Origin of the sequence: Alkaliphilus serpentinus, from assembly GCF_009017255.1 — a bacterium.
Taxonomy (GTDB): domain Bacteria; phylum Bacillota; class Clostridia; order Peptostreptococcales; family Natronincolaceae; genus Alkaliphilus_D; species Alkaliphilus_D serpentinus.
The window spans coordinates 1-15,021 of sequence record NZ_WBZB01000069.1 but is presented as its reverse complement, the minus strand read 5'-3'; the positions used below and the strand labels follow the sequence as shown (position 1 = coordinate 15,021).

The 15,021-nt window shown below is 35.2% G+C and carries 15 protein-coding genes; 14 read left to right on the top strand and 1 reads right to left on the bottom strand.

The annotated features are described in order from the left end of the window. Positions 1 to 127 precede the first annotated feature (127 nt). The 11 genes from F8153_RS15415 (at position 128) to F8153_RS15365 (ending at position 10,198) form a co-directional block, all read left to right on the top strand. On the top strand, positions 128 to 766 hold the full coding sequence (locus F8153_RS15415; RefSeq protein ID WP_151867251.1) for a histidine phosphatase family protein: 639 nt from the start codon (positions 128 to 130) through the stop codon (positions 764 to 766). Next, the gene (locus tag F8153_RS15410; RefSeq protein ID WP_151867250.1) at positions 753 to 1,985 is read left to right on the top strand and encodes a BaiN/RdsA family NAD(P)/FAD-dependent oxidoreductase; all 1,233 of its coding nucleotides are present in this window, start codon (positions 753 to 755) and stop codon (positions 1,983 to 1,985) included. The genes F8153_RS15415 and F8153_RS15410 overlap by 14 nt, the downstream gene beginning before the upstream one ends. A gap of 85 nt (positions 1,986 to 2,070) precedes the next feature. Further along, positions 2,071 to 2,514 carry a hypothetical protein gene (locus F8153_RS15405; protein ID WP_151867249.1) on the top strand — a complete coding sequence of 148 codons (444 nt, stop codon included), beginning with the start codon at positions 2,071 to 2,073 and terminating at the stop codon, positions 2,512 to 2,514. A gap of 110 nt (positions 2,515 to 2,624) precedes the next feature. Then, on the top strand, positions 2,625 to 3,284 hold the full coding sequence (gene cmk, locus F8153_RS15400; RefSeq protein ID WP_151867248.1) for a (d)CMP kinase: 660 nt from the start codon (positions 2,625 to 2,627) through the stop codon (positions 3,282 to 3,284). Positions 3,285 to 3,389: 105 nt separating this feature from the next. Continuing rightward, the gene (locus F8153_RS15395) at positions 3,390 to 4,229 is read left to right on the top strand and encodes a 4-hydroxy-3-methylbut-2-enyl diphosphate reductase (RefSeq protein WP_151867247.1); all 840 of its coding nucleotides are present in this window, start codon (positions 3,390 to 3,392) and stop codon (positions 4,227 to 4,229) included. Positions 4,230 to 4,260: 31 nt separating this feature from the next. Continuing rightward, positions 4,261 to 5,418 carry a 30S ribosomal protein S1 gene (gene rpsA, locus F8153_RS15390; RefSeq protein ID WP_151867246.1) on the top strand — a complete coding sequence of 386 codons (1,158 nt, stop codon included), beginning with the start codon at positions 4,261 to 4,263 and terminating at the stop codon, positions 5,416 to 5,418. 69 nt (positions 5,419 to 5,487) lie between these two features. Continuing rightward, positions 5,488 to 6,258 carry a CheR family methyltransferase gene (locus F8153_RS15385; protein ID WP_151867245.1) on the top strand — a complete coding sequence of 257 codons (771 nt, stop codon included), beginning with the start codon at positions 5,488 to 5,490 and terminating at the stop codon, positions 6,256 to 6,258. Between the two features lie 33 nt (positions 6,259 to 6,291). Then, positions 6,292 to 7,344 carry a M42 family metallopeptidase gene (locus tag F8153_RS15380; RefSeq protein WP_151867244.1) on the top strand — a complete coding sequence of 351 codons (1,053 nt, stop codon included), beginning with the start codon at positions 6,292 to 6,294 and terminating at the stop codon, positions 7,342 to 7,344. After that, positions 7,335 to 8,357: a M42 family metallopeptidase gene (locus tag F8153_RS15375; RefSeq protein WP_151867243.1), complete on the top strand. Its 1,023-nt coding sequence runs from the start codon at positions 7,335 to 7,337 to the stop codon at positions 8,355 to 8,357. Before F8153_RS15380 ends, F8153_RS15375 begins: the two co-directional genes overlap by 10 nt. Then, positions 8,357 to 9,361: a M42 family metallopeptidase gene (locus tag F8153_RS15370; RefSeq protein ID WP_151867242.1), complete on the top strand. Its 1,005-nt coding sequence runs from the start codon at positions 8,357 to 8,359 to the stop codon at positions 9,359 to 9,361. The genes F8153_RS15375 and F8153_RS15370 overlap by 1 nt, the downstream gene beginning before the upstream one ends. A 243-nt stretch (positions 9,362 to 9,604) precedes the next feature. Then, entirely contained in the window at positions 9,605 to 10,198 is a 594-nt protein-coding gene (locus tag F8153_RS15365) for a helix-turn-helix domain-containing protein (RefSeq protein WP_192929859.1), read from the top strand. A 64-nt stretch (positions 10,199 to 10,262) separates the two neighbouring features. On the opposite strand, the gene F8153_RS15360 is transcribed toward F8153_RS15365, so the two are convergent. Next, positions 10,263 to 11,456, bottom strand: a complete 1,194-nt coding sequence (locus tag F8153_RS15360) for a pyridoxal phosphate-dependent aminotransferase (RefSeq protein ID WP_151867240.1) — start codon at positions 11,454 to 11,456, stop codon at positions 10,263 to 10,265. A 491-nt stretch (positions 11,457 to 11,947) separates the two neighbouring features. On the opposite strand from F8153_RS15360, the gene F8153_RS15355 reads away from it, so the two are divergent. From F8153_RS15355 to F8153_RS15345, 3 genes are read left to right on the top strand one after another with little or no spacing between them, the layout of a single operon-like run. Continuing rightward, positions 11,948 to 13,024, top strand: a complete 1,077-nt coding sequence (locus tag F8153_RS15355; RefSeq protein ID WP_151867239.1) for an energy-coupling factor ABC transporter permease — start codon at positions 11,948 to 11,950, stop codon at positions 13,022 to 13,024. A 20-nt stretch (positions 13,025 to 13,044) separates the two neighbouring features. Further along, the gene (locus F8153_RS15350; RefSeq protein ID WP_151867238.1) at positions 13,045 to 13,761 is read left to right on the top strand and encodes an energy-coupling factor transporter transmembrane component T family protein; all 717 of its coding nucleotides are present in this window, start codon (positions 13,045 to 13,047) and stop codon (positions 13,759 to 13,761) included. Beyond that, positions 13,746 to 14,615 (top strand): energy-coupling factor ABC transporter ATP-binding protein, encoded by an 870-nt coding sequence (locus F8153_RS15345; RefSeq protein ID WP_151867237.1) that lies wholly within the window; start codon positions 13,746 to 13,748, stop codon positions 14,613 to 14,615. The genes F8153_RS15350 and F8153_RS15345 overlap by 16 nt, the downstream gene beginning before the upstream one ends. Positions 14,616 to 15,021 lie beyond the last annotated feature (406 nt).

Here is a 15,021-nt window from a genome sequence, read left to right as displayed (position 1 = left end):
AAGCTTCAATAATTCAACATTCAACATTTAACATTTAACATTTGCTTTTGATTTTATTTTCTTGTTTTTTTTGGTAAAATACATTGGAAACCTAAATTTGATAAAGAATAAGGATGAGGATAATTTTATGAGTAAAATAATATTAGTAAGACATGGAGAAACCATGTGGAATACAGAGGGTAGGACTCAGGGTAGAAAAGATTCATCCCTTACGGAAAAGGGCTTAAAGCAGGCCTTTTATCTGGGACAACGTTTAAAGAGGGAAAATATCGATGTAATGTATACTAGTCCTTTAAAAAGAGCCAAATCAACTGCTGAAATTATAGGTAATATCATTAATATAGAGCCCATATTAGAAGCTGGCTTAGCAGAGCTTGGTTTTGGTGCTTGGGAGGGGTTAACGGTAAAGGAAATTCAAGAAGGATATCCTGATACTCTAAAGGCATGGCACACTGCACCCCATACTGCGATAATTCCAGAGGGGGAAGGCTTGGAGACGGGTCAAGCCAGAGTTTCTACCTCCATAAATGAAATCATTAAAGAAAGTGAAGGAAAAAATATATTGTTAGTCAGCCATGGCTCCATCATCAAACTATATTTACTATACTTTTTAAATATGGATCTGGCGGACTATTATAGATTAAGACTAGATAATTGTAGTATAAATATTATTGAATTTAAAACCAGAGGACCCGTTCTAATAAAGTATAATGATGTATCCTTTATGGATATAATCCTAGAGGGTGAAGAATATGGCCAAGGTTAGGATTATTGTTATTGGAGGCGGTGCAGCAGGAATGATGGCTGCCCTAACAGCCGCTAGACAAAATAAAGAGGTTATCTTAATAGAAAAGAACTCAGAGCTAGGAAAAAAGCTAAAAATTACTGGTGGCGGCAGATGCAACATTACCAATACGGCTTCCCCAGAGGAAATGATGAAAAAAACCCTTCGTAATGGAAAATTTCTGTATCATTCCTTTAACGTATTTAGTAGCTCCATACTTATGAAGGAGTTGGAGGATGGAGGAGTTAAATTAAAGGTTGAGGAGGAGGGGAGGGTTTTACCCACCAGCGATTCCTCTCAAGAAATCATAGATTATTTTACTAAGGAACTCAGAAAAAACCAAGTAAAAATACTGTTTAATTCATCAGTTAAGGAGTTATTAATTGATTCAAATAGGGTAACAGGAGTCCTGCTTAGTAACGATAAAATAATTGAAGGAAACTCAGTAATTATCGCTACTGGAGGACTATCCTATCCATCAACAGGTAGTACAGGTGATGGCTATAGGATAGCTAAGGAGTTAAGACATAGAATTGTTCCCGTTAAGGCCAGTCTTGTACCCCTTAAGCTTATGGAGGAATGGGTGATAAATTTAATGGGAATTTCCTTTGAGAATGTTAGGATAACAACCTCTATTAAAAATAATAAAAAAACCATTGTAGAGGGGGGCTTAATTTTTACCCATTTTGGGATATCTGGGCCAGCTGTTTTGAAGTTATCCTCCTATCTAGCCAATATAAGGGAAAAGACCTATATCCCTATAATAATAGATTTTATGCCTCAGGTTTCACGAGAGGCCCTAGAGGAACTTTTATTGAAGGGAGTAGAAGGTAATAGGAATAAGTCCATAAAAAATACCTTAGGACATTTTCTACCGAAGGCCTTTACTGAAAAGCTCTTAAGTATTCATCAAATAAGTTCTGATGATGCCTTAAATCAGCTTACCAAGTCTAATAGAAATAAAATATTATCCTCTATTATGGAGTTTGAAGCTACGGTTATAGGTTCTATGGGATTAAAAGAAGCCATTGTAACTGCTGGTGGAGTAGATGTAAAGGAAATTAACCCCAAGAACATGGAATCTAAGCTTGTAAAAAATCTATATTTTGCAGGGGAAGTAATGGATGTTGATGCCCTAACGGGAGGGTATAATTTACATATAGCCCTTTCTACTGGATATATAGCAGGATTAAATTCTTAGGTTTTACTGGTGGGTCTTTTCAAATTTTTTTATCCTAAGACATTTGGTTCATCAAATACAATTACTATGAAGGAGGAGTAGAATCATGAAGGAAAAGAATGAAGGCCTTTGGATTGAAAAATACTTAATCATTTTATTTGCTTCCTTATTTACTCTTCTATTAGCGGTGAATTTATTAAAAATATATCAGTTCAGCCAAAGACAGGTTATGGGAGTTAAAGGAAGTGGATATCAGAGTCAGATGCCAATCTCCCAAAAGGGTAGCCTAATTCTTCAGCTGGAAGGAGATTTACTATATCCTAAGATTGAAATCCTTATTAATGGTGAGAGGATTGGATACTTTGGAAATACAAACCTACTCCTTATTGAGGTAGAGGATAAGGATGTAGTAGCATTAAACTCTAGTATGTACGAAGAACCCATCTATATAAACATTGTGAATGCTACTGATAATATTCATTTAGCTATTGAAAATAAGAGAATCAAGGCAGAAAAACTGACTACAATAGCATTAATAAAAATTAGTTAGTATTGAGTAATAGATTAACTTAATGTATAATTTTTATTATACGGTAGACCACCTTCTCTGGTGGTTTGATTTATGAAGTTTGATAGTATGGATTCTTAGGAGGAAAATGAATGGAACCAATAAAAATTGCTATAGACGGACCGGCAGGAGCGGGAAAAAGCACCATTGCTCAAGAGTTGGCAAAACGCTTAAAATATACTTACATAGATACTGGAGCCATGTATCGGGGTATAACCTATGAGGTTATAAAAAGAGGAATTGATATCAATGATCAAACTGCTATTATTGAGCTAGCAAAAAAAATAAATATAAACTTTGTAAAAGGTGATTTATATATAGATGATGTATTAATAAAATCGGAAATCAGAAGTAATGATGTAAGCCAAAGGGTATCCTATATAGCCCGAATCCCAGAGATACGAGAAATAATGGTAAATGCCCAACGTAAAATAGCCATAAACCAAAATGTTGTTATGGATGGTAGAGATATAGGCACCAATGTGCTGGTAGATGCACAATTGAAGCTATTTTTAACTGCTACCGTTGAAGAGAGATCTAGAAGAAGGTATCAAGAGTTAAAGGAAAAATCCGTGATTACTAGTTTAAAGGAGATTGAAGAGGATATAAAAAAAAGAGATAAGATGGATGAGGAAAGAAGCTGTGCTCCTTTAGTAATGGCTAAGGATGCTATTAAAATAGATACTACAGAAAAAACCATAGAAGAAATAATACAGCAAATAATTTATCTGCTTGGTGAAAGAATAAATTAAAGGAAACTTGCTATGCTTTTTTGATAATTAAGAAGGAATTTTAAATATTTTATAGAAATTGTATAGGTCCAAATGGTTCCTATGATAAAATGTCTGGAGGATGCAATGAAGGTTATTTTAGCAGATTATTCTGGTTTTTGCTTTGGTGTTGAAAAAGCAATAGATATTGTTTTTGACGAGATGAATAAAAATAATGGTTATCATATATATTCTCTGGGGCCGTTGATTCACAATACACAGGTGGTAAGTCAATTGGAAGAAAAGGGCCTTAAGGTGATTGATGATATTGGTAGTGCTGAGGATGGCAGGGTCATTATTCGCTCCCATGGCGTATCAGAGGCTATCTATATTGAAGCAAAGGATAAATCCTTAGAAATTATTGATACTACATGCCCTTATGTTAAGAGAATTCAAGGAATCGTAAATACTTATTATAAGGAGGGCTTTAGTATTGTAATCGTAGGCAATCCTAAGCATCCTGAGGTTATAGGTATCAATGGTTGGTGTAATAATAGCGCCTATATTATAGAAACCTTAGAGGAAGCCAAAGGTCTACCAACCTTTGATAAATTATGCGTTGTGTCACAAACTACTATGTCAATCCCTCTATTTAAAACAATTTCAGAGGAGTTAATAAGTAAAGGTAAGGAAGTAAAGGTTCATAATACCATCTGTAGTGCAACGAAACAAAGACAGGAAGCAGCCAGAAGGTTGGCAAAAGAGGTAGAAGCTATAATCGTTGTGGGTGGCACCCATAGCTCCAATACTCAAAAGCTGGTGAAGATTTGTAAGGAAGAGCTTCCAAACTCAACCTTTTCAGTAGAGACAGTTCATGATTTAGATCTTGAGCTTTTGAAAAAATATGGAATAGTAGGTATTACTGCAGGGGCTTCAACCCCTAAATGGGCTATAGATGAAATCATTAAAACCCTTGAAGAATTATAAAACTTAAAATAATATTTTAGGAGGTAATTTTATGAGCAATGATATGCAGAACTATATGGAGGAAATAGAAAAATCTATGGTGAGATTACATAGAGGCGACATCGTTACAGGTAAGGTTATCAATGTAACCGATAACGAAATTATGGTTAACGTTGGCTATAAATCTGATGGTGTAATTCCCAGAGATGAGATTTCAAATGAACCAAATGTGAATCCCCGCAGCCTTGCCAATATAGGTGATGAAATAAAGGTTCTTGTAATGAAGCTTGATGATGGTGAAGGCAATCTTCTACTATCAAAGAAGCGGGTGGATGTTCAAAAAGGATGGGACGATATTGAAAAAATCCATGAAACCAATGCACTAATGGAAACTAAGGTTATTGAGGTGGTTAAGGGTGGATTAATTTCAATCTCACGAGGCATTAGATGCTTTATTCCAGCAAGTCAGGTATCAGACACCTATGTTGAAAACCTAGAAGCCTTTATAGGAAAAACCTTTAATACTAAGGTTTTGGAGTTTGATAGAAGAAAAAATAAAGTAGTCCTTTCTAGAAAGGTAGTATTGACTCAAGAGAGAGAAGAGCTAAAGAAAGAAATCTTAAAAACCATAGAGGTTGGTAAAAGAGTTACAGGAGAGGTTAAAAACATAACAAACTTTGGTGCCTTTGTTGATATAGGCGGAATAGATGGATTAATTCATATATCCGATATGGCATGGAATAGAGTAAAGCATCCTTCTGATGTACTAAAGGTAGGAGAAAAGGTTGAAGTAGAAATCTTAGACTTTAATAAGGAAACAGAAAAGCTATCCTTGGGATTAAAGCAAACACAACCCCAACCATGGGATCTTATTGATGAAAAGTACAAGATTGGAGATATAGTTGAAGGTAAGGTTGTTAGAATGGTGGACTATGGAGCTTTTGTTGAGCTAGAGGCGGGACTAGACGGCTTAGTTCATATTTCCGAAATTAGTGATAAATATATTCAAAAACCGGCTCAAGAGCTTGAAATAGGACAAATTGTTATGGTAAAAATCTTAGATATAGATGCAGAACAGAAAAGAATCAGCTTAAGTATTACTGCAGCTAATAAGGTTGAAGATCCTGAAGAAACTCAATTAGTTACTGATGATCAGGTAACTATTGGTGATGTAATTAACACTTTACCAGAGGAGAATAAAGAGTCCTAGACTCTTTATTTTTATATGAGTAGTTGGATTATAAATTAGGTTTTATTGCAAAAAGGGGACGAAGATAACATGGGTGATTACCAACAGTTTATATCAAGGGTTTATAAGAAGACAGGAATTGATTTATCAAGCTATAAAGAAAGACAAATGAAGCGTAGAATTGAATCTTTGATAACAAGAAATGGCTTTAAAACCTATGAGGATTATTTTAATGCAATCGATAAGAATGAAACCCTCCTTGAGGAATTCGTAAATTATCTTACCATCAATGTATCGGAGTTCTACAGGAACCCACAGCAATGGGAGGTTTTACAGAAGGAAATAATCCCTTATTTATTAAAGCATAAAACTCGATTAAAGATTTGGAGTGCTGCATGCTCCACAGGAGAAGAGCCCTATTCATTAGTTATGATGTTATCAAACTTCTTCAACCTGAATGATTTTTCAATAATAGCAACTGATATAGATACCGGGGCCATTAGTAAGGCTAAAACAGGGATTTACTCTGCTAAAAGCTTAGAGAATCTCCCTAAGACATTCATTGATAAGTACTTTGAAAAAATCAAGGAAAGCTACATGATAAAAGACATTATAAAAAATCAGGTAAGCTTTAAAAAACATAATTTACTGGAGGATCAATATCCAGATAAATGTGATTTAATAGTCTGTAGAAATGTAATGATTTATTTTACTGAGGAAGCAAAGAATAAAATGCACCTAAAGTTTCATGATTCTTTAGATAAAGAAGGAGTATTATTTGTAGGGAGTACTGAACAAATTATATTGCCCAACAGATTTAAGCTAACACCTCTAAAAACCTTCTTTTATCAAAAGATGTAATGATATTTTATAGAACAGAGGGGAGGCACTTCATTGAGCTATAAGGAATTTTTAGTACAATTATCTGAGGCATCAGGGGTTTCGGGTTATGAAGGCGAAGTTTCAGACGTTATAAAGAAAGCCTTCAAGGAAATTGGTCATGAAGTTACTAGTGATAACCTTGGAAATCTCATTTGCTTTAAAAAGGGTAAGAATCCTAAGGGTAGAAAAATTATGCTGGCTGCCCATATGGATGAAGTTGGTTTAATGGTCAAAGATATCGATGCAAATGGATTTATAAAATTCACTACTATCGGCGGTGTTGACCAAAGAACTCTATTGTGTCAAGAAGTGATTGTTCATGGCAAGGAAAAGGTTTATGGAATCATTGGTGTTAAACCGCCTCATTTAACTACTCCCGAGGAGCGAAGCAAACCCTTGGAGATTGATAATTTATTAATAGACACTGGTTATGATTTTGAAGAGATTAATAAGCTAGTAGAAATAGGCGATGTGGTAACAATTAAAAGACAAGTGTATAACCTACAAAACAATCATATTGCAGGAAAGGCCTTGGATGATCGAGTAGGTGTTGCAATCTTATATTACTCTTTACAGGAGCTTAATAAGCTTCAACATGATGTTGACGTTTATTTTGTTGCCACTGTACAGGAGGAAGTTGGAACAAGGGGAGCCACCACCTCAGCCTTTAAAATCCAGCCGGATATTGGTATAGCCATTGATGTAGGCTTTGGAAAAACTCCAGAGCTAAACCAATTTGATACCATTGAAATGGGAAAAGGTCCTGCCTTTACAGTTGGCCCCAATATTCATCCAGGTGTATTTAACCACTTAAAAACGACTGCAAAGGATCATTACATACCCTATCAAGTTGAGGTTGCTGCCAATCACTCAGGAACAGACGCATGGCCAATGCAGGTATCATGTTCTGGTGTTGCCACCGGCGTTATATCAATACCCCTAAGATATATGCATACTTCAGTTGAAACAGTAAATTTATCTGATGTAGAGAAATCTGGTAAAGTATTGGCTCATTTTATTGCCAGCTTAAATGATGAAAATATGGAGGAGTTATTATGTTATTAGAAAAATTAACTGCCGCCTCCGGAGTATCCGGTAATGAAAGGGAAGTAAGAAAGCTAATCATTAAAGAGTTAGAAGGCTTCGTTGACGATATAAAGGTTGATAGAATGGGGAACCTAATGGTTACTAAGTCCTGTAAAGATAGTCAACACCATATAGCCCTTGTGGCCCATATGGATGAAGTAGGATTAATTGTTAAAGGTATAGATAATAATGGTTTAATAAAATTTGCTCCTATTGGTGGTCTAGATGCCAGGATACTGATTTCAAAGGTGGTTTATATCGGAGACAATAAAATACCCGGTGTAATTGGTGCAAAGGCTATTCATTTACAAAAGCCTGATGAAAGAAAAAAAGCCTTATCAGTAAAGGACTTATACATAGATATTGGCTGCAGTAATCAATCAGAGGCAGAAAAACTGGTTTCACCCGGTGACTATATCACCTTTAATAGCCAATTTGTAACCTTTGGTAAGAACAGAATCAAGGCTAAAGCTTTAGATGATAGAGCAGGCTGCGGAGTTCTCATTGAGTTACTTAAAAGGGACCTTCCGATAAATGTTACTGGGGTATTTACAGTACAGGAGGAGGTAGGACTACGGGGAGCAATAGTAGCAGCCAATCAATTAAATGTAGATTTAGCCATTATTGTTGAAGGAACCACCTGTTCTGATGTTACGGATATTGAGCTTCATATGCAGGTAACCGCCCTTGATAAGGGTACAGCCGTCTCAGTTATGGATAGGACCTCAGTATATAATAGAAAGTGGATAGATGCCATTATTGAAACAGCCAAGGAAAACGATTTACCATGGCAGTTTAGACGATCCTCCTTCGGAGGCAATGATGCAGGGATGTTCCATCTTTCACAAGAGGGAACCCAATGTCTTTCTTTAGCAGTTCCCTGTAGATATATTCATTCACCTGTTTCTGTATTAAGCTTAGATGATTATAATAATACCATAAAGCTAATTGAAAAATTCTTAGTAAAGCTAAGTAAAGGAGGATTGCTTTAATGAGCTATTCATTGAATAAAGAGTTGTTAACAGAGATTCTTTCCATCTTCTCACCTTCTGGGAATGAGGGGTTAATTAGACATTTGATCGAAGAGGAAATAAAGGATTATGTGGATGAAATCCATACAGATGCCCTTGGAAACCTTATCGCAAGAAAAAAAGGCAATGGTAGAAAAGTGATGGTAGCTGGTCACATGGATCAAATAGGGATGATGATTACTTATATTGATGATCATGGCTTTTTAAGATTTACCAACGTTGGAGGACTATCCCCGGCAGTTTGCTATTCCCAAAGGGTTATATTTGAAAATGGCACAATAGGAGTTGTTGGTACAGAAAAGCTAGATAGCCTTAAGGACTTAACTTTAGAGAAGCTATTTATTGACATTGGTGCTTCTACTAGGGAAGAAGCAGAAAAGCTTGTTTCCATAGGAGATACTTGCGTTTATTATAGTGAGCCATTAATTGATGACAAAAAGGTGATTTCTCCAGCTATGGACGATAGAATTGGGTGCTTTATCATGATAGAAGCAATAAAGAAAATCAATGAGTCTCCATATGATTTATACTTTGTATTTACAGTACAGGAGGAGGTAGGGATTAGAGGAGCTAAAACCTCTGCTTATGCAATTAACCCTGACTATGGGATTGCCCTAGATGTAACTTCCACTGGAGATACCCCTAAAGCTAAAACCATGGCTGTAAAATTAGGCAATGGCCCGGCAATCAAGGTTAGAGATAACTCCCTTCTATGCCATCCAAAGATTAAGAATCATATGGTAAAGCAAGCCAAGGCCCATAACATTCCTTATCAGATGGAGGTATTAGAATTTGGTGGAACTGATTCTGGATCTATACACCTTACTAGAGAAGGAGTACCTTCAGGAGTTCTATCAATTCCAACAAGATACATCCATACAGATTGTGAAATGTGCCATATCACAGACATTGCAAATTCAATTGAATTGACGGCTAAGATTTTAGAAGCAGAAATTGAAGCTTAAACTATATTAGAAATCAATATAAGAACCCTTCTTAAATGAAGGGTTTGTTTTTGTGCTAAGGGTTAAGAATATTTTAATGTTCATTGTGGATTATGAGATAAAATGACAAGAAATCTTTTTTTGTGTCAAATAAAGAATAAATTTCGATTTTTCTATAGGAATTTGTATTACGAAAGTTGAAATAGCTTAAAGGATAATAACGCTAAGTATTGAAATGTATATAGGTGGAGGGAGATGATCATTATGAAAATAAATGCCGAAACCTATTCAATAAAAGAAATATCAGAACTAACTGGCTTTCAGCCCCATGTTATTCGCTTCTATGAAAAGGAGTTCCAGTTAAAGATTCCTAGAGACTCTGGAAATAGAAGATATTTTACCTATAAGGAGCTTGAAGAGCTATTATACATAAAAAACCTTCAGGAGCGGGGCTTAACAAATCCACAAATTAGACAGGTTCTAAAATCACCTAAGGTTGTACTAGAGGGAAAATCCAAAAAGGAAGTTGCAGTTACAGGCAGCAACAAAGTTATGACAAATTCCGAAGCTATGAATGAAGCTTGGATTAGAGAAGCCATTGAGTATTTAAAAATGGAGGTTATTGATAGCCTTAGTAGGGTAGATAATAAAAAACAGATAGAGGAGCTATCTGTGAAAATTGATGAATTAAAGCTTCAGCTTAACAATCAAGAAAAGGATGTTTTAATTTGTGAAAACGCAAAGCTTAAGATGAAGCTAAAGGAAAAATCCTATGAAGTAGCTGAGCTGAAGGATAAAATCAGAAGGGAAAATGCCCAGAAAAAATCGATCTTTAAATCCATCTTTGGAGCTAAGTAGTATAACCATTTCAACGCTAATCAGTTAAATAAAAGAGAAGCCATTGGCTTCTCTTAATTATTTTTTATTTTCTATTGGGATAGCTGGCAACTGCCTGCTTTAAGATATTCATTGCCTTCTTTAAATCATTCTCGTTAAGAATATAGGCGATTCTAACTTCATCTCGACCTAATCCTGGAGTTGCATAGAAGCCTTCAGCAGGGGCCACCATAACGGTTTCACCATCAATGTCAAAATCCTTAAGCATCCAAATAGTAAACTTCTCAGCATCATCTACAGGAAGCTTAGCAACAACATAAAAGGCACCAGTTGGCTTTTTACAAAGAACTCCTGGAATCTCATTTAAGCCTTCGAAAACAATATTTCTTCTCTTTTCGTACTCTTCATTTACAGATTTAAAATAATCCTCTGGTGTCTTATAAAGCTCAACAGATCCAATCTGCTCTAGTGTAGGTACACATAGTCTTCCTTGACAAAGCTTTAAGATTTGCTTTATGAGATCTTTGTTTTTGGTGGCAATAGAACCAATCCTAGCTCCACAAGCACTATAACGCTTTGATACGCTATCAACAATAATCACACGATCTTCAATACCCTTTACATTACCAAAGCTGGTATAAGGTAGTCCATCGTATACAAACTCTCTATAAACCTCGTCAGCGATAATAAATAAATTATACTCTTTAGCAAGCTCAGCAAGCATTTCAATCTCTTCTTTAGTATAAACAACTCCTGTTGGGTTACCAGGGTTAGACAATACAATAGCTCTTGTTTTTGGATTAATAGATTCTTCGATCGTTTTCTTAGAAGGTAAATGGAAGCCTTCTTCTGCATTGCAGGTAATAGGAGCAACCTTTACATCTACAGCAGAGCTAAAGCCATTATAGTTGGTATAGAAGGGCTCTGGTACAAGAACCTCATCACCAGCATCCGCAACCGCTATAATAGAGAATAGTAAAGCTTCTGATCCACCATTTGTAATCAAGATTTCGTCTTGCTCAAACTCCATATCATATTTCTTATAATATTTGATTATGGCGTCTATTAACTCTGGAATTCCTTGGGATAATGAATATGCCAATACCTTTTCGTCAAAGCTTTTGATAGACTCCATAAAAGAAGCTGGCGTTTCAATATCTGGTTGTCCGATATTTAAGTGGTAAACCTTTTTACCTTGAGCCTTAGCTCCTTGAGCAAAGGGAACTAGCTTTCTAATTGGAGATTCCTGCATAGAAGTTATTCTCTTTGAAAAATTCATGGCTTTAATACCTCCTGTAATATGTATTTATAAAATTAATGGATTTCACTAATATAATATCATACTTTTAAACAATTTAACACTATTAGGAAATTTTACGAAAATTAAGTTTTTTCAAGCTCTAATCCTATCTAAAATTAGTTTATCCATAAGAGATTGGGCAATACGAAAATGAAATGCAAAGTGAAAATTGTTAAGTGAAAAATGAAAAATGAAAAAAGGAAAATGAAAATGCCAAAGAAATACCCTATAAACTATTATGATGATATAACACAGAGGTTTGTTTAAAACTGAATTCTAAGTATATCTTTAGAAAATAAGGGCATTATGTGAAATACTTAAACTTATTATTTTCATTTTTGACTTTAACTTTTCACTGATATGTTGCTTAGCTTCCAATAAAAAGGGTAATACTGTTAATAGATATTTGCAAATGCAAATCATATGCAATAAGATAATACATAGAAGAAAATTGTTAGAGGAGGGTTTTTATGAGTCATATTCATGTGCCAGATGGTATTATACCAGTTATTTGGTGGGTTGGAGGCTATGTCTTAGCCTTCGGGGTGTTATTAATTTTATTAAAGGGTATAAAAAGGGATGAGATTACTAAAAAAATTCCATTAATTGGTATTGTTGCTGCAATAATGCTTTTAGGTATGTCAGTACCCCTTGGAATCATCCCAGTGCATTTAAGCCTAGCAGTATTGGCTGGAATTTTAATTGGACCAAGATTAGGGTTTTTAGCAGTATTCATTGTCAACCTTATGCTTGCATTATTAGGTCATGGTGGAATAACCTTAGTGGGATTAAATACCCTAGTAATTGGTTCTGAGGTCTTATTGGGCTACTTATTGTTCTCTTTATTTTCAAAGAAACTAAAGGTGTTTCTAAGTTCCATTATTGCAACCTCCATCTCTTTGGTAATTTCTCTAACCTTGATGGTTCTTTTAATAGGATTTTCCGTCAATTTCAATGAAGCAATTCCCCATTATCACGGAAATGAAGGTGAAGAAAAATCCTTTGAATGGCATGGTTTTTTTCACCTTGAGGAAGGGTCCTATCAACTAGTTCTCCAGGAGGGGGAGGAGGAAACTCAAAATATCGTTTTCCTTCACCATGAGGAACATCACGAGGAGGATCACCACCATGAAGAGGAGCTAGCATTCCATGCTATAGAAGAGCCACTGGAGATTACCAATAATACAATTAACATTAGGGATAAGGCTGGATATATTCTCAAAGCTGACGGAAATGAAAAGGTTTTTGACACCATCGTGGAAGAAGAAGGGGAGTATCTTGTATTCTTACAGCATCATCCTGAGGAGTTTAATATGCAGCTATTAACAGAGGATGGTTTAAGTGTCCCCTTAGTTGGCGAGGAAATCGATGATCATCATCATGGAGAAGTATCGGAAACAAAGTATTTATTTTTAACAGGCTGGAGTGCTTTAATTTTAATATTTATCGTATCTATAGCAGTAGAAGCCTTAGGAACTGCCTTTATAGTAAGCTTCTTTAGTAAAATTCGTCCAGATTTATTAGTTAATCAAGTCAGAAGGCATTAGAGTAGAAATGGGGAATCGTAATGCATATAGCAGAAATTGATTATATCTCAAATACTACCGATAGTCCTTTACATAGACTAAAGCCTATCTCCAAGATGACATTTACTTTATTTGTTATGGCTTCCTTCATTATATCAAGTGAATTAGCCAAGCTTTTAGTTTTAACAGGTTTCGTGTTGGTCTTATTTATCATTGGGAATATTCCTTATAAAAAGGTTTTTCATTTAGTCTTGTATCCACTGTTTTTCTCTTTGCTATTTGCTGTAATTAGATTACAGCAATCCTATATTCTTGCATCGATTATTATCCTGAAGGCTTGTGGAACAGCCCTTACAATGATTTTATTAATATCGACTACATCCTATGTTGATATATTCGGTGTTCTCTCAAAGTTTTTACCAAAGCTACTGGTAGACATATTATTGTTCACCTATCGCTCACTGTTTATATTAGTAGGACAAATAGAGAACCTTTTAAAGAGCATGAAGCTTAGGGGTGGTTATAAATCCTTCAATATCATAAGAAATATGACAAATATTGCTGGTGCCATTGGAATCCTTATTATTCATTCCTACGAAATGAACGAAAGGCAATTTCAGATATATGCTTTAAGGGGATATGAAGGCGGCCTTCCAATTACTGTAGAAAATTGGTCATTGAAAAGAGACGATGTTTTCCTAATTCTATCTTCTCTTATAATTCTAGTAGGGATGGTGATTCCATGGAACCTATCATAAAGGTGAAATGCTTAAAGCATGTATATCCTGATAAAACAGAAGTGAATATTTGTGGCTTAGATTTTCGAGTTATGAAGGGGGAAAGAGTGGTAATTTTAGGTCCTAATGGTGCGGGAAAAACCACTTTGATTTCCCATATATTAGGGCTTTTAAGGCCAATAGATGGAACAATTGAAGTACTGGGCCTTGACCCCCATAAGGATTTCAAAACCATAAGAAAAAAAATAGGGGTGGTATTTCAAAACGTAGATGAGCAAATTATAGGACCAAGGGTTTATGATGACATAGCCTTTACCCCTCGAAATGAAGATTTTAGTAAAGGGGAAACTGATGAAAGGGTGAAAACTGTTGCCAAAAGTTTAGGTATTGAAGGGTTGTTAGATAAAATCCCCCATTACCTTAGCGGCGGTCAAAAGAAAAAGGTTGCCTTAGCTGGTTCCATAGTTATGATGCCTGATATTCTTGTTATGGATGAGCCCTTCGACGCTTTAGACCCTAAGTCTAAAACAGATATGGTGAATTTATTAAATAGACTCAATGAGGAATATGGGATAACCATCATTTACACAACCCACGATATCAACATCGTTCCACAGATTGCAGATAAAATATATATTATTAATAATGGAAATATTGTTGCTGCAGGTACTCCTTTAGAGGTTTTCAGTAATGTAGATATTATTCGTGAAGCCAATTTAGAGCCCCCCATACTAATTGACTTATTTTCAAAGCTTGAAGCACGAGGTTTTAAGGTTGGATTCCCTCAAAGTATTCAAGAGGCAGAAGATACTTTAGTAGATAAACTACAACAAAATCCTACAATAAAAGAAAAAAAGTTTGGAATAATTAAATAAAAGTCCTTTACAACAAACATATGTTCGTATATAATATAAATATAGAATGAAACGAACGGAGGAAATAAATTATGAAGGTTTTCGTATTTTCAGGAAAGGTAAAGGACCTTAGAAGCTACTTAAAGGAATGGAGCAAGACAAAGCATAAAAAGGCTAGCTAGCCAATATAATGATTAAGTATAAGGGCCTTCATCCATATTTGAAGAGCTCTTTTATTTTTTAATAGGTAAGTTCTCTTTTTTCCTATTAAATGGGGGATTTTAAGGGGGTAACCCCCTTATAAAAATAAGGAGAGTACAACGAAGTGTCCTAGAGAACGCATGGGTTCTCTGGAAAACAAAAGCATTTTAACCATAGAAAATTAACGCATGAAATGCTTTTGTTATTTAAGAGTTTTTGATCTTTA

Bases quoted from the DNA above. Each gene is read 5' to 3' on its own strand.
- cmk (WP_151867248.1), top strand. From the start codon at position 2,625: ATGGAACCAATAAAAATTGCTATAGACGGACCGGCAGGAGCGGGAAAA.
- F8153_RS15360 (WP_151867240.1), bottom strand. From the start codon at position 11,456: ATGAATTTTTCAAAGAGAATAACTTCTATGCAGGAATCTCCAATTAGA.
- F8153_RS15370 (WP_151867242.1), top strand. From the start codon at position 8,357: ATGAGCTATTCATTGAATAAAGAGTTGTTAACAGAGATTCTTTCCATC.
- F8153_RS15345 (WP_151867237.1), top strand. From the start codon at position 13,746: ATGGAACCTATCATAAAGGTGAAATGCTTAAAGCATGTATATCCTGAT.
- F8153_RS15375 (WP_151867243.1), top strand. From the start codon at position 7,335: ATGTTATTAGAAAAATTAACTGCCGCCTCCGGAGTATCCGGTAATGAA.
- F8153_RS15410 (WP_151867250.1), top strand. From the start codon at position 753: ATGGCCAAGGTTAGGATTATTGTTATTGGAGGCGGTGCAGCAGGAATG.
- rpsA (WP_151867246.1), top strand. From the start codon at position 4,261: ATGAGCAATGATATGCAGAACTATATGGAGGAAATAGAAAAATCTATG.
- F8153_RS15355 (WP_151867239.1), top strand. From the start codon at position 11,948: ATGAGTCATATTCATGTGCCAGATGGTATTATACCAGTTATTTGGTGG.
- F8153_RS15350 (WP_151867238.1), top strand. From the start codon at position 13,045: ATGCATATAGCAGAAATTGATTATATCTCAAATACTACCGATAGTCCT.
- F8153_RS15385 (WP_151867245.1), top strand. From the start codon at position 5,488: ATGGGTGATTACCAACAGTTTATATCAAGGGTTTATAAGAAGACAGGA.
- F8153_RS15395 (WP_151867247.1), top strand. From the start codon at position 3,390: ATGAAGGTTATTTTAGCAGATTATTCTGGTTTTTGCTTTGGTGTTGAA.
- F8153_RS15405 (WP_151867249.1), top strand. From the start codon at position 2,071: ATGAAGGAAAAGAATGAAGGCCTTTGGATTGAAAAATACTTAATCATT.
- F8153_RS15415 (WP_151867251.1), top strand. From the start codon at position 128: ATGAGTAAAATAATATTAGTAAGACATGGAGAAACCATGTGGAATACA.
- F8153_RS15365 (WP_192929859.1), top strand. From the start codon at position 9,605: ATGAAAATAAATGCCGAAACCTATTCAATAAAAGAAATATCAGAACTA.